The 16,622-nt window shown below is 69.5% G+C and carries 14 protein-coding genes and 2 tRNA genes; 10 read left to right on the top strand and 6 right to left on the bottom strand.

Annotated elements, in window-relative coordinates; genetic code table 11:
- The first annotated feature begins 186 nt into the window (after positions 1-186).
- From cimA to ADL03_RS30065, 3 genes are all read left to right on the top strand, one after another.
- Positions 187-1,821: a citramalate synthase gene (gene cimA, locus ADL03_RS30075; protein WP_231642433.1), complete on the top strand. Its 1,635-nt coding sequence runs from the start codon at positions 187-189 to the stop codon at positions 1,819-1,821.
- A gap of 27 nt (positions 1,822-1,848) precedes the next feature.
- On the top strand, positions 1,849-2,607 hold the full coding sequence (locus tag ADL03_RS30070) for a fumarylacetoacetate hydrolase family protein (RefSeq protein ID WP_053736948.1): 759 nt from the start codon (positions 1,849-1,851) through the stop codon (positions 2,605-2,607).
- A 67-nt stretch (positions 2,608-2,674) separates the two neighbouring features.
- Positions 2,675-3,334, top strand: coding sequence for a response regulator transcription factor (locus tag ADL03_RS30065; RefSeq protein ID WP_053736947.1), 660 nt, complete (start codon positions 2,675-2,677; stop codon positions 3,332-3,334).
- 6 nt (positions 3,335-3,340) lie between these two features.
- On the opposite strand, the gene ADL03_RS30060 is transcribed toward ADL03_RS30065, so the two are convergent.
- Positions 3,341-4,597 carry an FAD-dependent oxidoreductase gene (locus ADL03_RS30060; protein WP_053736946.1) on the bottom strand — a complete coding sequence of 419 codons (1,257 nt, stop codon included), beginning with the start codon at positions 4,595-4,597 and terminating at the stop codon, positions 3,341-3,343.
- A gap of 389 nt (positions 4,598-4,986) precedes the next feature.
- On the opposite strand from ADL03_RS30060, the gene ADL03_RS30055 reads away from it, so the two are divergent.
- The 3 genes from ADL03_RS30055 to ADL03_RS30045 all read left to right on the top strand — a co-directional run bounded on the left by ADL03_RS30055 (position 4,987) and on the right by ADL03_RS30045 (position 6,151).
- Positions 4,987-5,724: an HAD family hydrolase gene (locus ADL03_RS30055; protein ID WP_197288750.1), complete on the top strand. Its 738-nt coding sequence runs from the start codon at positions 4,987-4,989 to the stop codon at positions 5,722-5,724.
- Between the two features lie 150 nt (positions 5,725-5,874).
- Positions 5,875-5,946, top strand: a tRNA-Gln gene (locus ADL03_RS30050).
- Positions 5,947-6,078: 132 nt separating this feature from the next.
- Positions 6,079-6,151: transfer RNA gene (locus ADL03_RS30045), tRNA-Glu, on the top strand.
- 341 nt (positions 6,152-6,492) lie between these two features.
- Here ADL03_RS30045 and ADL03_RS30040 read toward each other — a convergent pair.
- A complete protein-coding gene (locus ADL03_RS30040) occupies positions 6,493-7,194 on the bottom strand; it encodes an IclR family transcriptional regulator (RefSeq protein ID WP_053736944.1) in 702 nt (233 codons plus the stop codon).
- Between the two features lie 73 nt (positions 7,195-7,267).
- Here ADL03_RS30040 and leuC point away from each other — a divergent pair, with 73 nt between their 5' ends.
- The 3 genes from leuC (at position 7,268) to ADL03_RS30025 (ending at position 10,139) form a co-directional block, all read left to right on the top strand.
- Positions 7,268-8,674 carry a 3-isopropylmalate dehydratase large subunit gene (gene leuC, locus ADL03_RS30035; protein WP_053736943.1) on the top strand — a complete coding sequence of 469 codons (1,407 nt, stop codon included), beginning with the start codon at positions 7,268-7,270 and terminating at the stop codon, positions 8,672-8,674.
- 2 nt (positions 8,675-8,676) lie between these two features.
- Positions 8,677-9,279 carry a 3-isopropylmalate dehydratase small subunit gene (gene leuD / locus ADL03_RS30030; protein ID WP_053736942.1) on the top strand — a complete coding sequence of 201 codons (603 nt, stop codon included), beginning with the start codon at positions 8,677-8,679 and terminating at the stop codon, positions 9,277-9,279.
- Between the two features lie 185 nt (positions 9,280-9,464).
- Positions 9,465-10,139 (top strand): HU family DNA-binding protein, encoded by a 675-nt coding sequence (locus ADL03_RS30025; RefSeq protein WP_053736941.1) that lies wholly within the window; start codon positions 9,465-9,467, stop codon positions 10,137-10,139.
- 324 nt (positions 10,140-10,463) lie between these two features.
- Here ADL03_RS30025 and ADL03_RS30020 read toward each other — a convergent pair whose 3' ends face one another.
- The 3 genes from ADL03_RS30020 to ADL03_RS45945 form a co-directional block, all read right to left on the bottom strand.
- Positions 10,464-11,384, bottom strand: a complete 921-nt coding sequence (locus ADL03_RS30020; protein WP_231642431.1) for an NUDIX hydrolase — start codon at positions 11,382-11,384, stop codon at positions 10,464-10,466.
- Complete coding sequence (locus ADL03_RS30015) at positions 11,381-13,489, bottom strand: RNA degradosome polyphosphate kinase (RefSeq protein ID WP_231642460.1); 2,109 nt, start codon at positions 13,487-13,489, stop codon at positions 11,381-11,383. Before ADL03_RS30015 ends, ADL03_RS30020 begins: the two co-directional genes overlap by 4 nt.
- Before the next feature lie 242 nt (positions 13,490-13,731).
- A complete protein-coding gene (locus ADL03_RS45945; protein ID WP_231642429.1) occupies positions 13,732-13,878 on the bottom strand; it encodes a hypothetical protein in 147 nt (48 codons plus the stop codon).
- 108 nt (positions 13,879-13,986) lie between these two features.
- On the opposite strand from ADL03_RS45945, the gene ADL03_RS30010 reads away from it, so the two are divergent.
- Positions 13,987-15,522: a hypothetical protein gene (locus ADL03_RS30010; RefSeq protein ID WP_053736938.1), complete on the top strand. Its 1,536-nt coding sequence runs from the start codon at positions 13,987-13,989 to the stop codon at positions 15,520-15,522.
- Here ADL03_RS30010 and ADL03_RS30005 read toward each other — a convergent pair.
- A complete protein-coding gene (locus tag ADL03_RS30005; protein ID WP_053736937.1) occupies positions 15,441-16,616 on the bottom strand; it encodes an acyltransferase in 1,176 nt (391 codons plus the stop codon). The two genes, ADL03_RS30010 and ADL03_RS30005, sit on opposite strands and share 82 nt — an antisense overlap.
- Positions 16,617-16,622: the final 6 nt, after the last annotated feature.

Genomic DNA, 16,622 nt, shown 5'->3' with positions numbered 1-16,622 from the left:
AGTGGGAGATTTCCTCCCGGCGCTTGGTACGCCGTGCTGAGCTGTGGCAGCATCCGCGTCATGGCTCAGCACCTCGCCATCATTATCGACGAGCGCGTCGGGTAGTGCCGCCCCTGGCACCCGACGCGCAGACCTCTCGCATCCGCGGGGGGTCTTTTTGTTTGTCCGGATGAGGAGATGACCCCGATGGCCGGCCCTGCCGACGAGTTCCACGTCTACGACACGACGTTGCGCGACGGCGCACAACGTGAGGGCATCTCGTACTCCGTCACGGACAAGCTCGCGGTGGCGCGGCTGCTGGACGGGCTCGGCGTCGGGTTCATCGAGGGCGGCTGGCCCGGCGCACTGCCCAAGGACACCGAGTTCTTCGCCCGCGCGGCAGCAGGTGACCTGGAGCTCAAGCACGCCACGCTGGTCGCGTTCGGCGCGACCCGCAGGGCCGGTGTGCGCGTGGAAGAAGACCCGCAGGTCAAGGCGTTGCTCGACGCCCAGGCCCCGGTGGTGACGCTGGTCGCCAAGTCGGACCTGCGCCACATCGAACGCGCGCTGCGCACCGACGCCGAGGAGAACCTGCGGATGGTGCGCGACACCGTCCGGTTCCTCAAAGACCACGGCCGGCGCGTCTTCCTCGACGCCGAGCACTTCTTCGACGGCTACGCCTTCTCACCGGACACCGCGCTGCGCGTGCTGGAGTCCGCTGTGGAGGGTGGCGCCGACGTGGTCGTGCTGTGCGACACGAACGGCGGCCAGCTCCCGCTGGGCCTCGCCGAGACGGTCGCCGAGGTCATCGGGAAGACCGGTTTCCGGGTGGGCATCCACTGCCAGGACGACACGTCCTGCGCGGTGGCGAACACCCTCGCGGCCGTGCAGGCGGGCGCGACGCACGTCCAGTGCACCGCCAATGGTTATGGCGAGCGAGCAGGCAACGCCGACCTGTTCGCCGTCGTGGGAAACCTCGTGACCAAGCTCGGCCTGGAGGTGCTCCCGACCGGGGCACTGGCCGAGCTCACCCGCGTCTCCCATGCGTTGGCCGAGATCGCGAACATCGCACCCGACACCCACCAGGCCTACGTCGGGTCGTCAGCGTTCGCCCACAAGGCGGGCCTGCACGCGAGCGCGATCAAGGTGGATCCGGAGCTGTACAACCACATCGATCCGGACACCGTCGGCAACGACATGCGGGTGCTGGTCACCGAGATGGCCGGTCGGGCGAGTCTTGAGCTCAAGGGACGTGAGTTCGGACTCGACCTGGCCGGCCGGGGGACCGAGGTCGGCAACGCGCTCAGGCGCGTGAAGGAGCTGGAGGCCAGGGGCTGGTCGTTCGAGGCGGCCGACGCGTCGCTGGAGCTGCTGCTGCGCACCGAGCTGTCCGAACTGGACGGTCCGCCGCCGTTCACGCTGGAGTCCTACCGGGTCGTGCTCGACCACCGCTCGGACGGCGAGGTCGGCTCGGAGGCCACGGTCAAGGTGCACGTGGCCGGGCAGCGGGTCATCGCGACCGCCGAGGGCAACGGACCCGTGCACGCGCTGGACGCGGCCCTGCGCAAGGCGTTGCTGCCGCACCTGTCCTGGTTGGACGCTGTGGAGCTGGCCGACTACAAGGTGCGCATCCTCACCGAACACCCCGGCACGGACGCCGTGACGCGCGTGCTGGTGGAGTCCACGGACGGCGAGCGCGAGTGGACGACGGTGGGGGTGCACGGCAACATCGTGGAGGCCTCGTGGCTGGCGTTGTGCGACGCGCTGGTGCACAAGTCGCTGAGGAGCGCGGGCTACGCCGCCGACGCGCGGCCGGTGCCTCCTGCTGGGCCGAACCCCTGAACGGGCGGTTGCTCGTAAACTAGCGGTGTGCGCATTGCCAGGATCGCTCATCCCGCAGGCGTGGCCTTCGTCGCCGTTCACGGCGACGAAGCCGCGGAAATCGCCGAACACCCCTTCGGCACGCCCACGTTCACCGGCCGCAAGTGGCCGTTGGCCGACGTCAGACTGCTCGCGCCGATCCTCCCCACCAAGATCATCGGGGTGGGGCGGAACTACGCCGACCACGCGGCCGAGCTCGGCAACGAGGTGCCCGCGGAGCCGTTGATCTTCTTCAAGCCCAACACCTCGGTGGTCGGGCCGAACGTGGAGATCAAGATCCCGGCCGTCTCCGAGCGCGTCGACTTCGAGGGCGAGCTCGCGGTCATCATCGGCCAGCCGTGCCGGGACGTGCCGAAGGCCAAGGCGGCGAGCGTCGTGATGGGCTACACCATCGCCAACGACGTCACGGCACGCGACCTGCAGAAGAAGGACGTGCAGTTCACGCGCGCCAAGGGTTTTGACACGTTTTGCCCGATGGGTCCCTTCATCGAGACCGAGTTCGACCCCTCGGACGTCCGCGTCGTCACCGAGGTCGACGGCGAGGTCAAGCAAGACGGACGTACTTCCTTGATGGTGCACGACATCCCGTCGCTCATCGAGTACGTCTCCGCGGTCATGACGCTGCTGCCCGGCGACGTGATCCTCACCGGCACGCCCGCCGGTGTCGGCCCGCTGACGGCCGGACAGACGGTCTCCGTGACTGTGGACGGCCTTGGCACGCTCACCAATCCGGTGGCAAATAGGTAGCCGTACGGAGCAATCCGGCGGCCGGTAGGTTACGCACCGGGGTACTCGCTAGTAACTTCCCGGTGTCATGACGGACCCGGCGTCCACCCGTGTGCTGCTGGTCGACGGTTCGCAGCTCATCACCGAGGGGCTGCGGATCTCGCTGCACCGCACGCATTGCTTCCGCGTCGTGGGTATCGCCCACACCGTGGCTGATGCCGCGCGCTGTCTGCGCAGCGTGCAGGTGGACCTGGTCGTCACGGACTTCGACGTGCCGGGCGCCGGTCCGCTGCGCACCGTGCGGGACACGGCGCAGTACCGGCCGAACGCCCGCGTCGTCGTCCTGTCCAATGCGGACAGTCCGAGCTGGGCCCGCGCCGCGCTCGACGCCGGTGCCGTCGCCTACCTGCTGAAGACCTCACCCGTGGCCGAGTTGCTGCCGCTGATCACGGCGGCCGTGCGCGGTGCTCCCGCCACGATCGACGCACGGGTGGGGTCACTGGCCCGCTTACCGGCGCGGATGCCCCCGCCCGCCGCGCTCGGCCGGCTGTCGGCGCGGGAGTTCGACGTGCTGGCCGAGATGGCCAAGGGCATGGACAACGCCCGGATCGCCCAGCGGCTCTTCATCAGCAACGACACCGTGAAGACCCACGTGAAGGCGATCCTGCGCAAGCTGGGCGCCCGTGACCGCGCCCACGCCGTGGCGATGGTGCTCGGGGAGTCGTCCGAGACCGTCGTCACGACCTAGGGCCCGCTACGACCTGGTGATGGCCTGCGGTGCGCGGCGCGCGAACCCGGGAGCGTGCTCGGGGCGTGGCCCGATGGCGATCACGTAGGCCGGTACCGCCTGCAGGAACGGGAACCGCTGCGCGACCTTCAGCAGGAACGGCGTGCCGGTGCTCGACACCGTCTCGGTGCTGTTGAGCTTGCGGCCGAGGAACAGCCGGTGGATGGCGCGCTGCACCGTCTGGATCACCACCGTCGGGAACAGCCTGCGGTTGCGCACCTTCGCCAGCGTGGCGCCCGTGACCGTGCCCTGCCGCAACGGCTTCGCGAGCAGCCTCGCCGCCGCGACCGCGTCCTGGACGGCGAGGTTGATGCCCACGCCGCCGACCGGTGACATCGCGTGCGCGGCGTCACCGATGCACAGCAGACCGTCGACGTGCCAGCGCCGCAACCGGTCCAGCTTCACGTCGAGCAGCTTCACGTCGTCGAGCGTGGTGAGCTGCCCCACCCGGTCGGCGAGCCACGGGACGAGCGTGACGACGCGGTCGCGGAACTTCTCCACGCCCTCCGCGCGCACCTTCCGGTCGGTGCCCTTGCGGATCAGGAAGGCGCACTGGAAGTACTCACCGCGTGGAATCAGCACGAGCCCGCTGCCCGTGCTGAACCGGCCCGCGCCGCCCTGGACCGGGTCGCTCGCCTTGCGCGGCAGCCGGAACCACCACACGTCCATCGGCGCGCCGAACCGGTAGACCGGCAGCTCCACCGCGGCGCGCAGGATCGAGGCCCGCCCGTCGGCGGCGACGACCAGGTCCGCGGCGATCTCGCCCTCGTGCCCGTCGACCCGGTCGCGGTAGGTCACGCCGGTGACCCTGCCGCCGTTCCTGGTGATGCCGGTGACCTCGGTGTTCATCCGCAGGTGGAACGAGGGCTCCAGCTTGCCCGCGTCCGCCAGCAGGTCCAGGAAGTCCCACTGCGGCACCATCGCGATGTGCTTGTGGGCACCGGGCAGCCGGCCGAGGTCGGCGACCGTGGCCATGCGGCCGCCGTCCAGCAGCGCCTCGATCTTGTCGACCAGCTGGTGCGGCACCTGCTCGAACGCGGGCCCCAGTCCCAGCTCGTCCAGCAGCGTCAGCGTCGAGGCGTGCACGGTGTCACCGCGGAAGTCCCGCAGGAAGTCCGAGTGCTTCTCCAGCACCGTCACCTCGACACCGCCGCGCGCCAGCAGCAACCCCAGCACCATGCCCGCGGGTCCGCCTCCGACGACGAGGCAGGTGGTCCTCTCCATTGCGATCCCTCTTTTCAACCGGTGTTGAATAAACTCAGCATGCTCTCGATCGCGGAGTGCGTCAAGCGGCTGCCGTGTGGCGCAACTCGCTCGGGTGGTGACGCGGTGCTTTGGTCCACTGTGGACGGTCTGGAACCCCAGGCCCCGAAACGGTTGCGGCTGGTGCGAAGCCTCGGTGGGCGGGCTATGGTGTCGCGCCGCCGGAACGGGGGCTCCCAAGTGGACCGAGGGGTAGCGGAACAACACTCGACCGGGGGATTGCCTTTCGCGCCTGGACGAGTCTCACTGGTTCGTTCGGGGCCTCAAGGTCCGCTTGATCGTGCAAGGACCCACAGGAATCACCTCGTTAGCCGAATCGGACGAGGGGTCCACGCACCTAACCTTCCGGGGTGACGACTGCGGCCCCGACATTCACGCGTAAGAGAACCGGCGAGATCCGCGCTGTGTGCCTGGACGTCGACGACACACTCGTCGACTACAGCACCTCTTCGCGCGCCGCGTTGGCCTCGATGGTCGGTAACGCCGACGCCTGGTCGTTGTGGCAGCGCATCACCGACGACCACGTCTCCCGCCAGCTCGCGGGCGAGCTCGACTACGAGCAGATGCGCAACATCCGCACGCAGGCCTTCTTCTCCGCACTCGGCGAGGAGCTGTCCATCGGGGAGGCCACCCGCCGCGAGGTCGCCCGCCAGGAGGTCCTCTCCGCCGGCTGGTGCCTGTTCCCGGACGTCATCCCCATGCTCGACTGGCTGCGCGCCACCGGCCTGCCGATCGCCGCGATCAGCAACGCCTCTGGACGCCACCAGCGCGTGAAGATCGCCCAGCTCGGCCTCTCCCAGTACTTCGACGCGGTGCTGATCGCCGGCGAGGTCGGCTGCGCCAAGCCCGACCGCGTGATCTTCCACACGGCCTGCCTGTCCCTGGGCGTCCCGCCCGGCGACACGGTGCACGTCGGCGACCGCCTGCACGCCGACGCCATCGGCGCCCGCGACGCTGGAATGCACGGCGTCTGGATCAACCGCACCGGCCCCACCGGCGGCACCCTGCCCGCGGGCCTGTCCTCCATCACGACGCTCGCGGAACTGCCGGAGCTCCTCGTCTGCGAGCTGTCCGCCGCCACCGCCTGATCCACCCCCGAGACCGGCTCCCACCTGCGCGTTTGCTCGTAGGCGGGGGCCGATTTCACTTCTGGTGGGGACGTGGTCTAGTATTTCTCCCGGCAGCAACGAGGGCCTTCGGAACTCCCCGCGAGAACCGAAGATGATCGTGAAAGCCAATGGGGTATGGTGTAATTGGCAGCACGACTGATTCTGGTTCAGTTAGTCTAGGTTCGAGTCCTGGTACCCCAGCTGCAGAGAAGCAAAAGCGAGAGTGATAAGCTCCCGACAGAGATTCTCGGCACAGTGAGAAACGAACTGAATAGCCCGGATTTGGAACCGGCAGAGCGATCTGATAAGGTTCCTCCAGGCAAGAAGTTCTAGGGCCCCGTCGTCTAGCGGCCTAGGACGCCGCCCTCTCAAGGCGGTAGCGAGGGTTCGAATCCCTTCGGGGCTACAGAGGTGGAAGAGGTCTGTCAGCGGAAAGCGCTGACAGGCCTCTTTCGCATTGTCCTCTGGGGGCCGAGCCCCCAGACCCCCAGCCGGAGGGCTTCGCCCCCGGACCCCCGGTAGGTGACCCGGGAAGAAATGCTGGGGGCTTCGCTGCGCTCGCCGAATGGGAGCGGAATCGCTAACGCTCATCGCCTCGCCGGTGGAGGGCGGATTCGCTGCGCTCATCGCCCCATGGCGAGTTATTCATGACGGGCGGAAGAATGTGGTGTGGGTCTCGGTTGCGGGGCTTGGGTGTGCGACAGCCCCGCGGCCTGAGAGGCGGCGGGGCTGTTGTCGGGAGAAGGGTTAGAGGCGGCTTTGTAGGGCCTCGGCGGCGGCCAGGAGGTCTGCTGCCCAGCGGGCGCCGGGGCGGCGGCCCATGCGGTCGATGGGGCCTGAGACGGAGACTGCTGCCACCACGGCGCCGGAGGAGTCCCTTACCGGGGCTGAGACTGAGGCGACGCCGGGTTCTCTCTCCGCGACGCTTTGCGCCCAGCCTCGGCGGCGGACCTCCAGGAGGGTGCGTTCGCCGTAGACGGCGTCGGCCAAGACCGCCCGTTGCGTGCCGGGGTCGGACCAGGCCGCCAAGACCTTCGCGCCGGAGCCTGCCGTCATCGGGAGGCGGGCGCCGATCGGCACCGTGTCGCGCAGGCCCGATGGAGGCTCCGCGGAGGAGACGCAGACGCGTTGCATGCCGTCGCGGCGGTACAGCTGCACGCTTTCGCCGGTGATGTCGCGCAACCGCGGAAGAACCGACGAGGCCGCGTCGAGCAACGGGTCCGTCGCCCCACCCGCCAGCTCCGCCAGCGCGGCGCCGGGGCGCCAGCGGCCGTCGGAACCCCTGCGCAGCAGGCGGTGCACCTCCAGGCCCACGGCCAGGCGGTGCGCGGTTGCTCGCGGAAGGCCGGTGCGATTGCACAACTCGGCCAGCCCGCACGGATCTTTTGCCACGGCGTTCAACACGGCCACTGCCTTGTCCAGCACGCCGATCCCGCTATGCTGTCCCACAAGCCGATACTAACTTCCCAGACAGTGAGAAGTCCAGATCTGTCGGCGCGTCCATACTGTGGGAGATGTCGCGATGAGCCGCACGCTCGCGGAGAAGGTGTGGGAGGCACACGTTGTGCGCCACGGCAGTGGTGCGGAGCCGGACCTGCTCTACATCGACCTCCACCTGCTGCACGAAGTAACCAGCCCCCAGGCGTTCGACGGGCTGCGCCTGGCCGAGCGCAGGCTGCGCAGGCCCGACCTCACGATCGCCACCGAGGACCACAACGTCCCGACCGTCGACATCGACAAGCCGATCGCGGACCCCGTGTCGCGCACGCAGGTCGAGACGCTTCGCCGCAACTGCGCGGAGTTCGGCGTGCGGCTGCACCCGATGGGCGACCTGGAGCAGGGCATCGTGCACGTGGTCGGGCCGCAGCTCGGCCTCACGCAGCCCGGCATGACCGTGGTGTGCGGTGACAGCCACACGTCCACCCATGGTGCGTTCGGCGCGCTGGCGTTCGGCATCGGCACGTCCGAGGTCGAGCACGTGATGGCGACGCAGACGTTGCCCCTGCGCCCGTTCAAGACGATGGCGATCAACGTCGACGGCGCGCCCAAGCCGGGCGTCACGGCGAAGGACATCATCCTCGCCGTCATCGCGAAGATCGGGACCGGCGGCGGCCAAGGCTACGTCCTGGAGTACCGCGGTGCCGCCATCGAGGCGCTGTCGATGGAAGCGCGCATGACCGTCTGCAACATGTCGATCGAGGCGGGTGCCCGCGCCGGCATGATCGCGCCGGACGACACGACGTTCGACTACCTCAAGGGCCGGCCGCACGCACCGTCCGGCGCGGACTGGGACGCGGCCGTCGAGTACTGGCGGACGCTGCGCACGGACGACGACGCGCAGTTCGACGCCGAGGTCACCATCGACGCGGACGAGCTCACCCCGTTCGTCACGTGGGGCACGAACCCCGGCCAGGGCCTGCCGCTCGGCGCGACGGTGCCCGACCCGGAGGCCATCGCGGACGAGAACGAGCGCGTGGCCGCCGAGAAGGCGCTGACGTACATGGGGCTGGAGCCCGGCATGCCGTTGCGCGACATCCGCGTGGACACGGTGTTCCTCGGCTCGTGCACGAACGGCCGCATCGAGGACCTGCGGGCCGCCGCGGACGTGTTGAAGGGCAAGCAGGTCGCCTCCGGGGTGCGGATGCTGGTCGTTCCCGGCTCGATGCGGGTGCGCCAGCAGGCCGAGCAGGAGGGCCTGCACAAGGTGTTCCTGGACGCGGGCGCGGAGTGGCGGCAGGCCGGCTGCTCGATGTGCCTTGGCATGAACCCGGATCAGCTCGCGCCCGGTGAGCGCAGCGCGTCGACCTCGAACCGCAACTTCGAGGGCAGGCAGGGCAAGGGCGGCAGGACCCACCTCGTGTCGCCGCTCGTCGCCGCCGCGACGGCCGTGCGCGGCACCCTGTCCGCCCCCGCAGACCTGGAGAACTGACCATGGACGCCTTCACGACCCACACCGGTGTCGGTGTGCCGCTGCGCAGGTCCAACGTGGACACCGACCAGATCATCCCGGCCGTCTACCTCAAGCGCGTGACCCGCAGCGGGTTCGAGGACGGGCTGTTCGCCGCCTGGCGCGGTGACGAGCACTTCATCCTCAACCAGGAGCCGTTCAAGGCCGGCAGCGTGCTCGTGGCCGGACCCGACTTCGGCACCGGCTCCTCCCGCGAGCACGCCGTCTGGGCGTTGATGGACTACGGCTTCCGCGTGGTCATCTCGTCCCGGTTCGCCGACATCTTCCGGGGCAACGCGGGCAAGCAGGGCCTCGTCGCCGCCCAGTGCGCCCAGTCCGATGTCGAGCTGCTGTGGAAGCTGCTGGAGTCCGAACCCGGCACGCCGGTCACCGTGGACCTCACCGACAAGACCGTCCGCGCCAAGGACTTGGTGGCGCCGTTCGAGATCGACGACTACACCCGCTGGCGCCTGCTGGAAGGCCTCGACGACATCGCTTTGACGCTGCGCCACGAGGCCGAGATCAGCGGATTCGAGGGCAATCGCCAGACTTGGTTGCCCACAACGGATCCGGTGGAAGCCGTCTGAGAGGGGGCCGGATTCTCCCCTTGAGAGGGGCGAATCCGGCGCCTCCTGTCCCTCGAAGGGGCGCAATTAGCCACGCCACAACGAAAATTTTGGCGTGGCGATTGGTATTTCTTGCGATTTGGGCTTACCGTTGCGTTCTAGTCGGCCCGACGCTAGGGCCGTGAGCGTCCTGGGAGGGACTGGAAGTGAACAAGGCCCAGCTCATCGAGGCGCTCGCCGAGCGCCTCGGAGACAAGAAGACCGCGGGTGCTGCTGTTGACGGCATCGTCGATGTGATCGTTCGTAGCGTCAACAAGGGCGAGAAGGTCAACATCACGGGCTTCGGCGTCTTCGAGAAGCGTGCCCGTGCGGCTCGCACTGCGCGCAACCCGCGCACCGGCGAGACCGTGAAGGTCAAGAAGACCAACGTGCCCGCGTTCCGCCCCGGCTCGACGTTCAAGGACGTCATCAGCGGTGCGAAGAAGCTGCCGAAGGCCGTTGCGGCCAAGCCGGCCGCGAAGCCCGCTGCTGCTGCCGCCGCCGCGAAGCCCGCGGCTGCCAAGGCTCCGGCCACTCGGGCGACGACGACCCGCGCGACGACCTCGACGCGCACCCGCACGGCCGCGGCCGCCACCAAGGCGCCCGCGACCCGTCGCACCACCACCGCGGCCGCTGCAGCGAAGCCCGCTGCCGCAGCCAAGGCGCCAGCGAAGGCGACCGCCACCAAGGCCGCCGCCACGAAGACGACGGCTGCGAAGGCCACGACGGCCAAGAAGGCCCCCGCCGCGAAGGCGACGACGGCTGCGGCGAAGCCCGCCGCCAAGTCGACGACGGCTGCGGCCAAGCCGGCTGCTCGCAAGACGGCTGCCAAGAAGAAGTGAGACGGGCCTCCTCTCGAAGGAGGCTGCGTCACTTCGGTCAACACGCGGAAGGCCCCGGTGTGCGCACACCGGGGCCTTCGTGTTTCTCCGTTCACGACTCCGCGGGCGGGCGGCGAGCTCGCTTCTGGCCAGTCGTGCGGCGGCCGTGAACTCACGGCGTGAGGTGCGCCGCCAATCTCCGCCGCGCCAATACAAATAACGCTCGGCCCTCCCGAACGGGTCACCGCACAAGCGAAACCGCCGCCCCCTCGGCCCACTCAGTTGCCACAGGCGAACTTTCGTCGGGCGAGGAGACGACGGCGGGAAACCGGCGTCCGGCACTTCTCAGGGACGGGGCAGCGCCGAGGCCAGGTAATGCGCCGACACCAGCGTTGGCCAGCCAGAAGGCGCGTCCGAAGTAGACCAGGAGCCGAACGGGCGGGTGAAGGCGAGCACCCACACGCTGCCCTTCTTGCAGGGCACCTCCCGCAGCCGCAGGCCGCCCAGCTCGGCCAGCGTCTGCACCAGCGCCGGGATCACCCCGCCCTGCGACGAGACCACGGCCCTGCCCTCGTCGGCCGCGATCTCCAGCAGCCGCACGAGACCCGCCTCGGGGTCGGGCCAGTAGCCCTCCTCGGACAGCCGCGGCTCCTCTTCCACCTCCACGGCCAGGTCCTCGGCCACACCCCGCACGGTGTCCGCGCACCGCACCCGAGGGGCCGTGTACACGCGCGTGGGCGCCCACAGCGGCAGCAACGTCCGCAGGGCCGTGGCCTGCCGCCAGCCGGCGTCTGAGAGCGGCCTGAGGTCGTCGTCGCCCTCCCACTCGGACCGCTTGCCCGCCTTCGCGTGCCGCACCAGCAGCACCAGCGACAGGTCCGCGGGCAGCCGCGCGAACTCGGCCAGCACGGCCCGGTCCGGGGGATAGGTCAGCAACGCGGACGCCTCGTCGACCCGCAGCCACCGCAGCTCGTCGACCTCGTCGTTCACGGCGAAAGAACCCGACACCGCCTCGGCCGCGTAGTAGTCGACGGTTTTCGGCACACCCCGCACGTCGTAGGAAACCTGCCGCAAATGCCGGCCGAGCACGCACGCGTACCCGGTCTCCTCGGCGATCTCCCGCACGGCGCATTGCGGAATCGTTTCCCCGCGGTCGAGCTTTCCCTTGGGCAACGACCAGTCGTCATAACGGCGGCGGTGCACCAGCGCGACCTCGACGTCACCGTCGGCGGCCCGCCAGAGCACCGCTCCAGCTGCTTTGATCACCCAAGAGCTCCGTGCCTGTGCAGCAGTTCCATCTGGTGGTCGCGCACGGACGTGCCGTCCGAGGGCGACGGTTCCCATTCACCGTCGCTGCGCAGGACCCAGCAGCGCGTGTGCGGGTCGAGCGCGGAGACGAACATGTCCAGCAGCTGCGCGGTCAGCCGCGGGTCCGTGACGCGCACGGCGACCTCGACGCGGCGGTCCAGGTTGCGGTGCATCATGTCCGCGCTGCCGATCCAGAACTCGTCGCAGCCGACGAACTGGAAGACCCGCGAGTGCTCCAGGAACCGGCCGAGGATCGAGCGCACGTTGATGTTGTCGGACAGTCCCTTGATGCCGGGCTTCAGCCCGCAGATGCCGCGCACCACCACGTCGACCGGCACACCGGCCTGCGACGCGCGGTACAGCGCGTCGATGACCTGCTCGTCCACGAGCGAGTTCACCTTGATGCGCACACCGGAGGGCCGCCCTGCCTGCGCGTGCTCGATCTCCCGGTTGATCCGCTCCACGATGCCCTTGCGCACGCCGTAGGGGGCGACCAGCAGCGAGCGGTACTCGTCCTGGCGCGCGTAGCCCGTCAGGACGTTGAACAGGTCGGTGAGGTCCGCGCCGATCGTCGGCTCGGCGGTGAGGATGCCGACGTCCTCGTACAACCGCGCGGTCTTCGGGTTGTAGTTGCCGGTGCCGATGTGGCAGTAGCGGCGGATCGTCGACCCCTCCTGGCGCACCACCAGCGAGGTCTTGCAGTGCGTCTTCAGGCCCACCAGGCCGTAGACCACGTGCACGCCCGCCTTCTCCAGCGTGCGCGCCCACTTGATGTTCGCCTGCTCGTCGAAGCGCGCCTTGATCTCCACGAGCGCCACGACCTGCTTGCCCGCCTCCGCCGCGTCGATCAGCGCGTCCACGATGGGCGAGTCGCCGGAGGTGCGGTACAGCGTCTGCTTGATGGCGAGCACGTGCGGGTCGGCCGCGGCCTGCTCGATGAAGCGCTGCACGGACGTGGAGAACGAGTCGTACGGGTGGTGCACGAGCACGTCACCCTCGCGCAGCGTCGCGAACACGCTCTTGGGCGTCTCGCGCTCCCCGAACGCCGGGTGCGTCGCCGGCACGAACGCCGGGTCCTTCAACGTCTTGCGGTCGATGCCGTAGAGCTGCCACAGGCACGACAAATCGAGCAATCCAGGCACGGTCACGACGTCGTGCGGGTCGACCTCCATCTCCCGCAGCAACAGTTCGAGCATGTGCTCGGTCATGTCGTCGGCCACCTCGAGGCGCACCGGCGGACCGAAGCGGCGGCGGGCGAGCTCGCGTTCGAGCGCCTGCAACAGGTCCTCGTCGCGGTCCTCCTCGACCTCCAGGTCGGCGTTGCGGGTCACCCGGAACGCGTGGCACTCGATGACCTGCATGCCGGCGAACAGCTCGCCCAGGTGCGCCGCGATCAGCTCCTCCAGCGGCAGGAACGTCGCCGACGACGAGGACCGGTCCGCCTCGACCCTGACCAGCCGCGGCACGTTGTCCGGCACCTTCACGCGGGCGAACCGCTCGCCGCCGCCCTCGGGGTCGCGCACGGTCACCGCGAGGTTCAGCGACAGCCCGGAGATGTACGGGAACGGGTGCGCGGGGTCGACGGCCAGCGGCGTGAGCACCGGGAAGACCTGTTCGCTGAAGTAGTTGGAGAGCCGCAGCCGGTCGTAGTCGGTGAGGTCGCCCCACGTCACGATGCTGATCCGGTGCTCTTCCAGACCGGGCCGGATGTGTTCGAGGAACGTGCGGGCGTGCTGCTCCACGAGTTCCTGCGAGCGCTTGGAGATCGCCACGAGCTGTTCGAGCGGCGTGAGCCCGTCCGCGCTGCGCACCGTGAGACCGGTCTCCGCACGGCGCTTCAGCCCGGCGACCCTGACCATGTAGAACTCGTCGAGGTTCGAGGCGAAGATCGCGAGGAACTTCGCGCGCTCCAGCAGCGGCTGCGAGGAGTCCTCGGCCAGCGCGAGCACCCGCGAGTTGAAGTCCAACCAGGACAGTTCCCGGTTGAAGTAGCGGTCGTCCGGCAGATCGGTCGGCAGCGCGCTCGACGTCACCGCGGGTGGGGCGGAGGGCACACCGCGCACCGGCGTGGCCACCGGCTGCGTCGGCTGGGTCTTGCGCCGCGGCGGGTTGGACGCCCGCCTGGTCGCCGCACGCGGCTGCCTGCGCGGGGTCTCGGCGGGCGGGGTCTCCGCCTTGGCCCGCGGAGACCGGCGTCGGGGAGGTGTCGGCTTGCCGTCAGTGTTCTCCGTGCTCACGCCCCGCATTGTTCCGCACTATCGCCGCGTGCGCCCCTGGCGAGAACGTCCGGCCGGTGAACTCCTCGTCACAGAACAGCCGGTAGCACGGCGGTCACAACGCCGTCGGCACTACGTTCGAGGGTCACCCGCTGGCCAGGACGCAGCATCCGCCAGCCACCCGCGGTCACCGCCGCGGCACTCACGTCGAGCAGGACGCCGTCATCGCGCAGCACGACAGCGGAACCGTCACTGTTAAACGTGGACACAGTCGCCTGCACGGAGCAGAACGATAGACGTTCGGACCTGACCGGCTGAACCGGCGCGCTGCCAGGGTCGGACGCATGAAGGTTTTAGCCACGATCACGGCGGCGACCCTGCTGGCCTTCACCACGGCGGGCCTGGCATCGGCGGCGGAAGCCGAGCCGCACACCCCGAAGGTGGACAAACCCCGGTTGCAGGCGGCGGCGAAGAACGTCCGCCTGAAGGCATCCCTGCCCGGCACCGAACGTGCCATCTCGATCGCGTTCGCCCGGTACGGACCGCGCGACGTCGCGTTCGTCAGCATGGAGACCGGGCTGAAGACGTTCGACGTCACCGACCTCGACCAGCCGAAGCTGCTGGACCACCTGACCAGGGAGGAGCTGGCGCTGCCGGGCGACGACCCGGCGAAGCGCTTCTGGGAGAACGAGGACATCAACGTCGACCCGGTGCGCAAGCTCGCGTTCCTGGCGCGGGAGGTGAACTCGTTCGGGCGCGCCCTGCCGGGTGACCGGCCGACCGGCAACTACATCGTGTCCGCTGTGGACCCGGCCGACCTCAAGGTCCTCAGCTTCCACCGGCAGAACACCGGTCACACGTCCACCTGCGTCAACGACTGCGAGTTCCTGTGGACGGCGGGGCTCGACCGGTCGGACGCGAAGACCGGCCGGATCTTCGTCACCGACATCCGCGACCCGCGCAACCCCAAGGAGCTGCCGGTCTCGGTCGACGTCCGCGGCAAAGCGGGCGAGGGGAAGATCACCCACGACGTCCAGGTCGACGCGCAGGGCATCGCGTGGGTGGCCGGCGACGACGGCACCCGCGGCTACTGGACGAGGGGCCGGCACCGCGACCCGGTGAGCGGCGGGTACCGCGAGGCGACGGCGTGGGACCCGGTCCCGTACGCGGGCGGTGCCGTGCCGAAGGCCGACATGCCGACCTCGTTCACGCACAACTCGTTCCGCCCGGTCGGCCGCACGCTCGGCGACGGGCCGCGGCCCACGCGCGAGCACCCGCCCGGCTCGCTGCTGCTGCACACCGAGGAGGCGTTCGGTTCGCCCACCTGCAAGACCGAGGGCCGGTTCGTCATCTCCTCGTTGCAGGGAACGTACGGCGGTGAGGGCTGGGGCGAGCAGCCCAAGGAGATGAAGACCGTCGGCATCTGGAGCCCGGACGACCAGGAGGGCACGATCCCCGGTGACGTCACGTGCTCCGCGCACTACTTCGACGTGCGGCAGCGGATCGTGGCGTACTCCTGGTACAACCAGGGCACCAGGTTCCTGGACATCTCCAACCCGGCCAAGCCCATCCAGGTCGGCTACTGGCGGCCGGACACCGCGACGTCGTGGGCGCCGTACTGGCACCGCGGCAGCGTGTTCGTCGCGGACCTCTCGCGCGGCGTCGAGATCCTTCAGCTGGAGCAGGGCGCCTACGACGCGCAGGCGAGCGGGACGAACGTGACGCTCACCGAGCACCACGCGAGGGAGCTGGCCAGGGAGAGCGACCGGGAACCCGTGCCGCTCGCCCCGAACCCGTTCTACGGCTGGGCCTGCCCGATGGCCGCGAGCCGCGAAGACTCCGCCGACTGCGGTGCGGGGGCCTGCGGCGCGCCCTGCTGAGGTCCCTGCTGGGCGGGCACGGTGGCGTCGCCGACGCGCTGGCGGGCGATCACCCGGCGGCCGAGACCGATCATCGGGATCTCGACCGCCCGGTACAGGACGCTCGCCAGCGCGAGGCCCAGCGCCGTGACCGCCGCGGACTGCCCGAGACCGGTCAGCGCGGGCCAGAAGAACCAGATGACCGTCGCCGCGACCGTCTGCACGAGGTAGAGCGAGTACGACCGCTTGCCCACGAACTGCATCGGCTTCGTGGACAGGAAGCTCGTGACCGGTCCCGGCGCGACCAGCGCGGTGAGCAGGACCGCGGTCGCCACCGCGTAGACCGGGATCACCAGCACGTGACCGGGAATGCCGTTGAACCCGTCGAGGAACGCGGCGATCGGCTTCACGCTCAGGTGGACACCGGCGAACCCGGCCGCGACGACCAGCTGCGCCACGCGGTTGGTCAGCGGTCGCAGCACGGCGAACCCGATCGGGCTGTGCAGTGCGACGGCGAGCAGCACACCGGTCAGGATCGAGAAGTAGTGCAGCGGCCAGCCGGGGTTGCTGTGCCCCACCGTGAAGTTGACGGCCACGAGCGCGAGCAGCATGCCCAGCAGCGCGGCACCGGCCCTGCGCCGGAGCACGACCGTGCCCAGCGCGATCGCCACCAACGGCCAGACCAGGTAGAACTTCTGCTCGATGCCCAGCGACCACGACTGGCCGTACGGGCTGGTGCCGGCGAACTCGTTGGTGAAGGTGAGGAAGTACTTGAGCGACGGGCCGATCCCGTTGCTCGTGAACGTGCCGTAGAACGCCGAGCTGACGGCGGCCACGAGCAGCACCACCAGGTACACAGGCATGATCCGGAACGCCCGGCGCAGGTAGAACTCCTTGAGCGAGATCCGGCCTGTTCTGCGTTCCTCGCGCAGCATCAGCGTGGTGATGAGGAAACCGCTGAGCACGAAGAACATCTGGACGCCGGCCCAGCCCTGCAACCAGTCGGGGCCGCCGTAGTGGAAGAACACGACCAGCACGGCGGCCAGGGCGCGCAGGCCGTCCAGCGCGGGAAAGCGGCGCAACGCCAGGTAGTCGGCGTGCGTCAACGACTTCAAGTCAGA

Source organism: Nocardia sp. NRRL S-836, assembly GCF_001279525.1.
Classification (GTDB): Bacteria; Actinomycetota; Actinomycetes; order Mycobacteriales; family Pseudonocardiaceae; genus Lentzea.
Note: the sequence above shows the minus strand (reverse complement) of the source record. Positions and strands in the feature narration are given on the sequence as shown.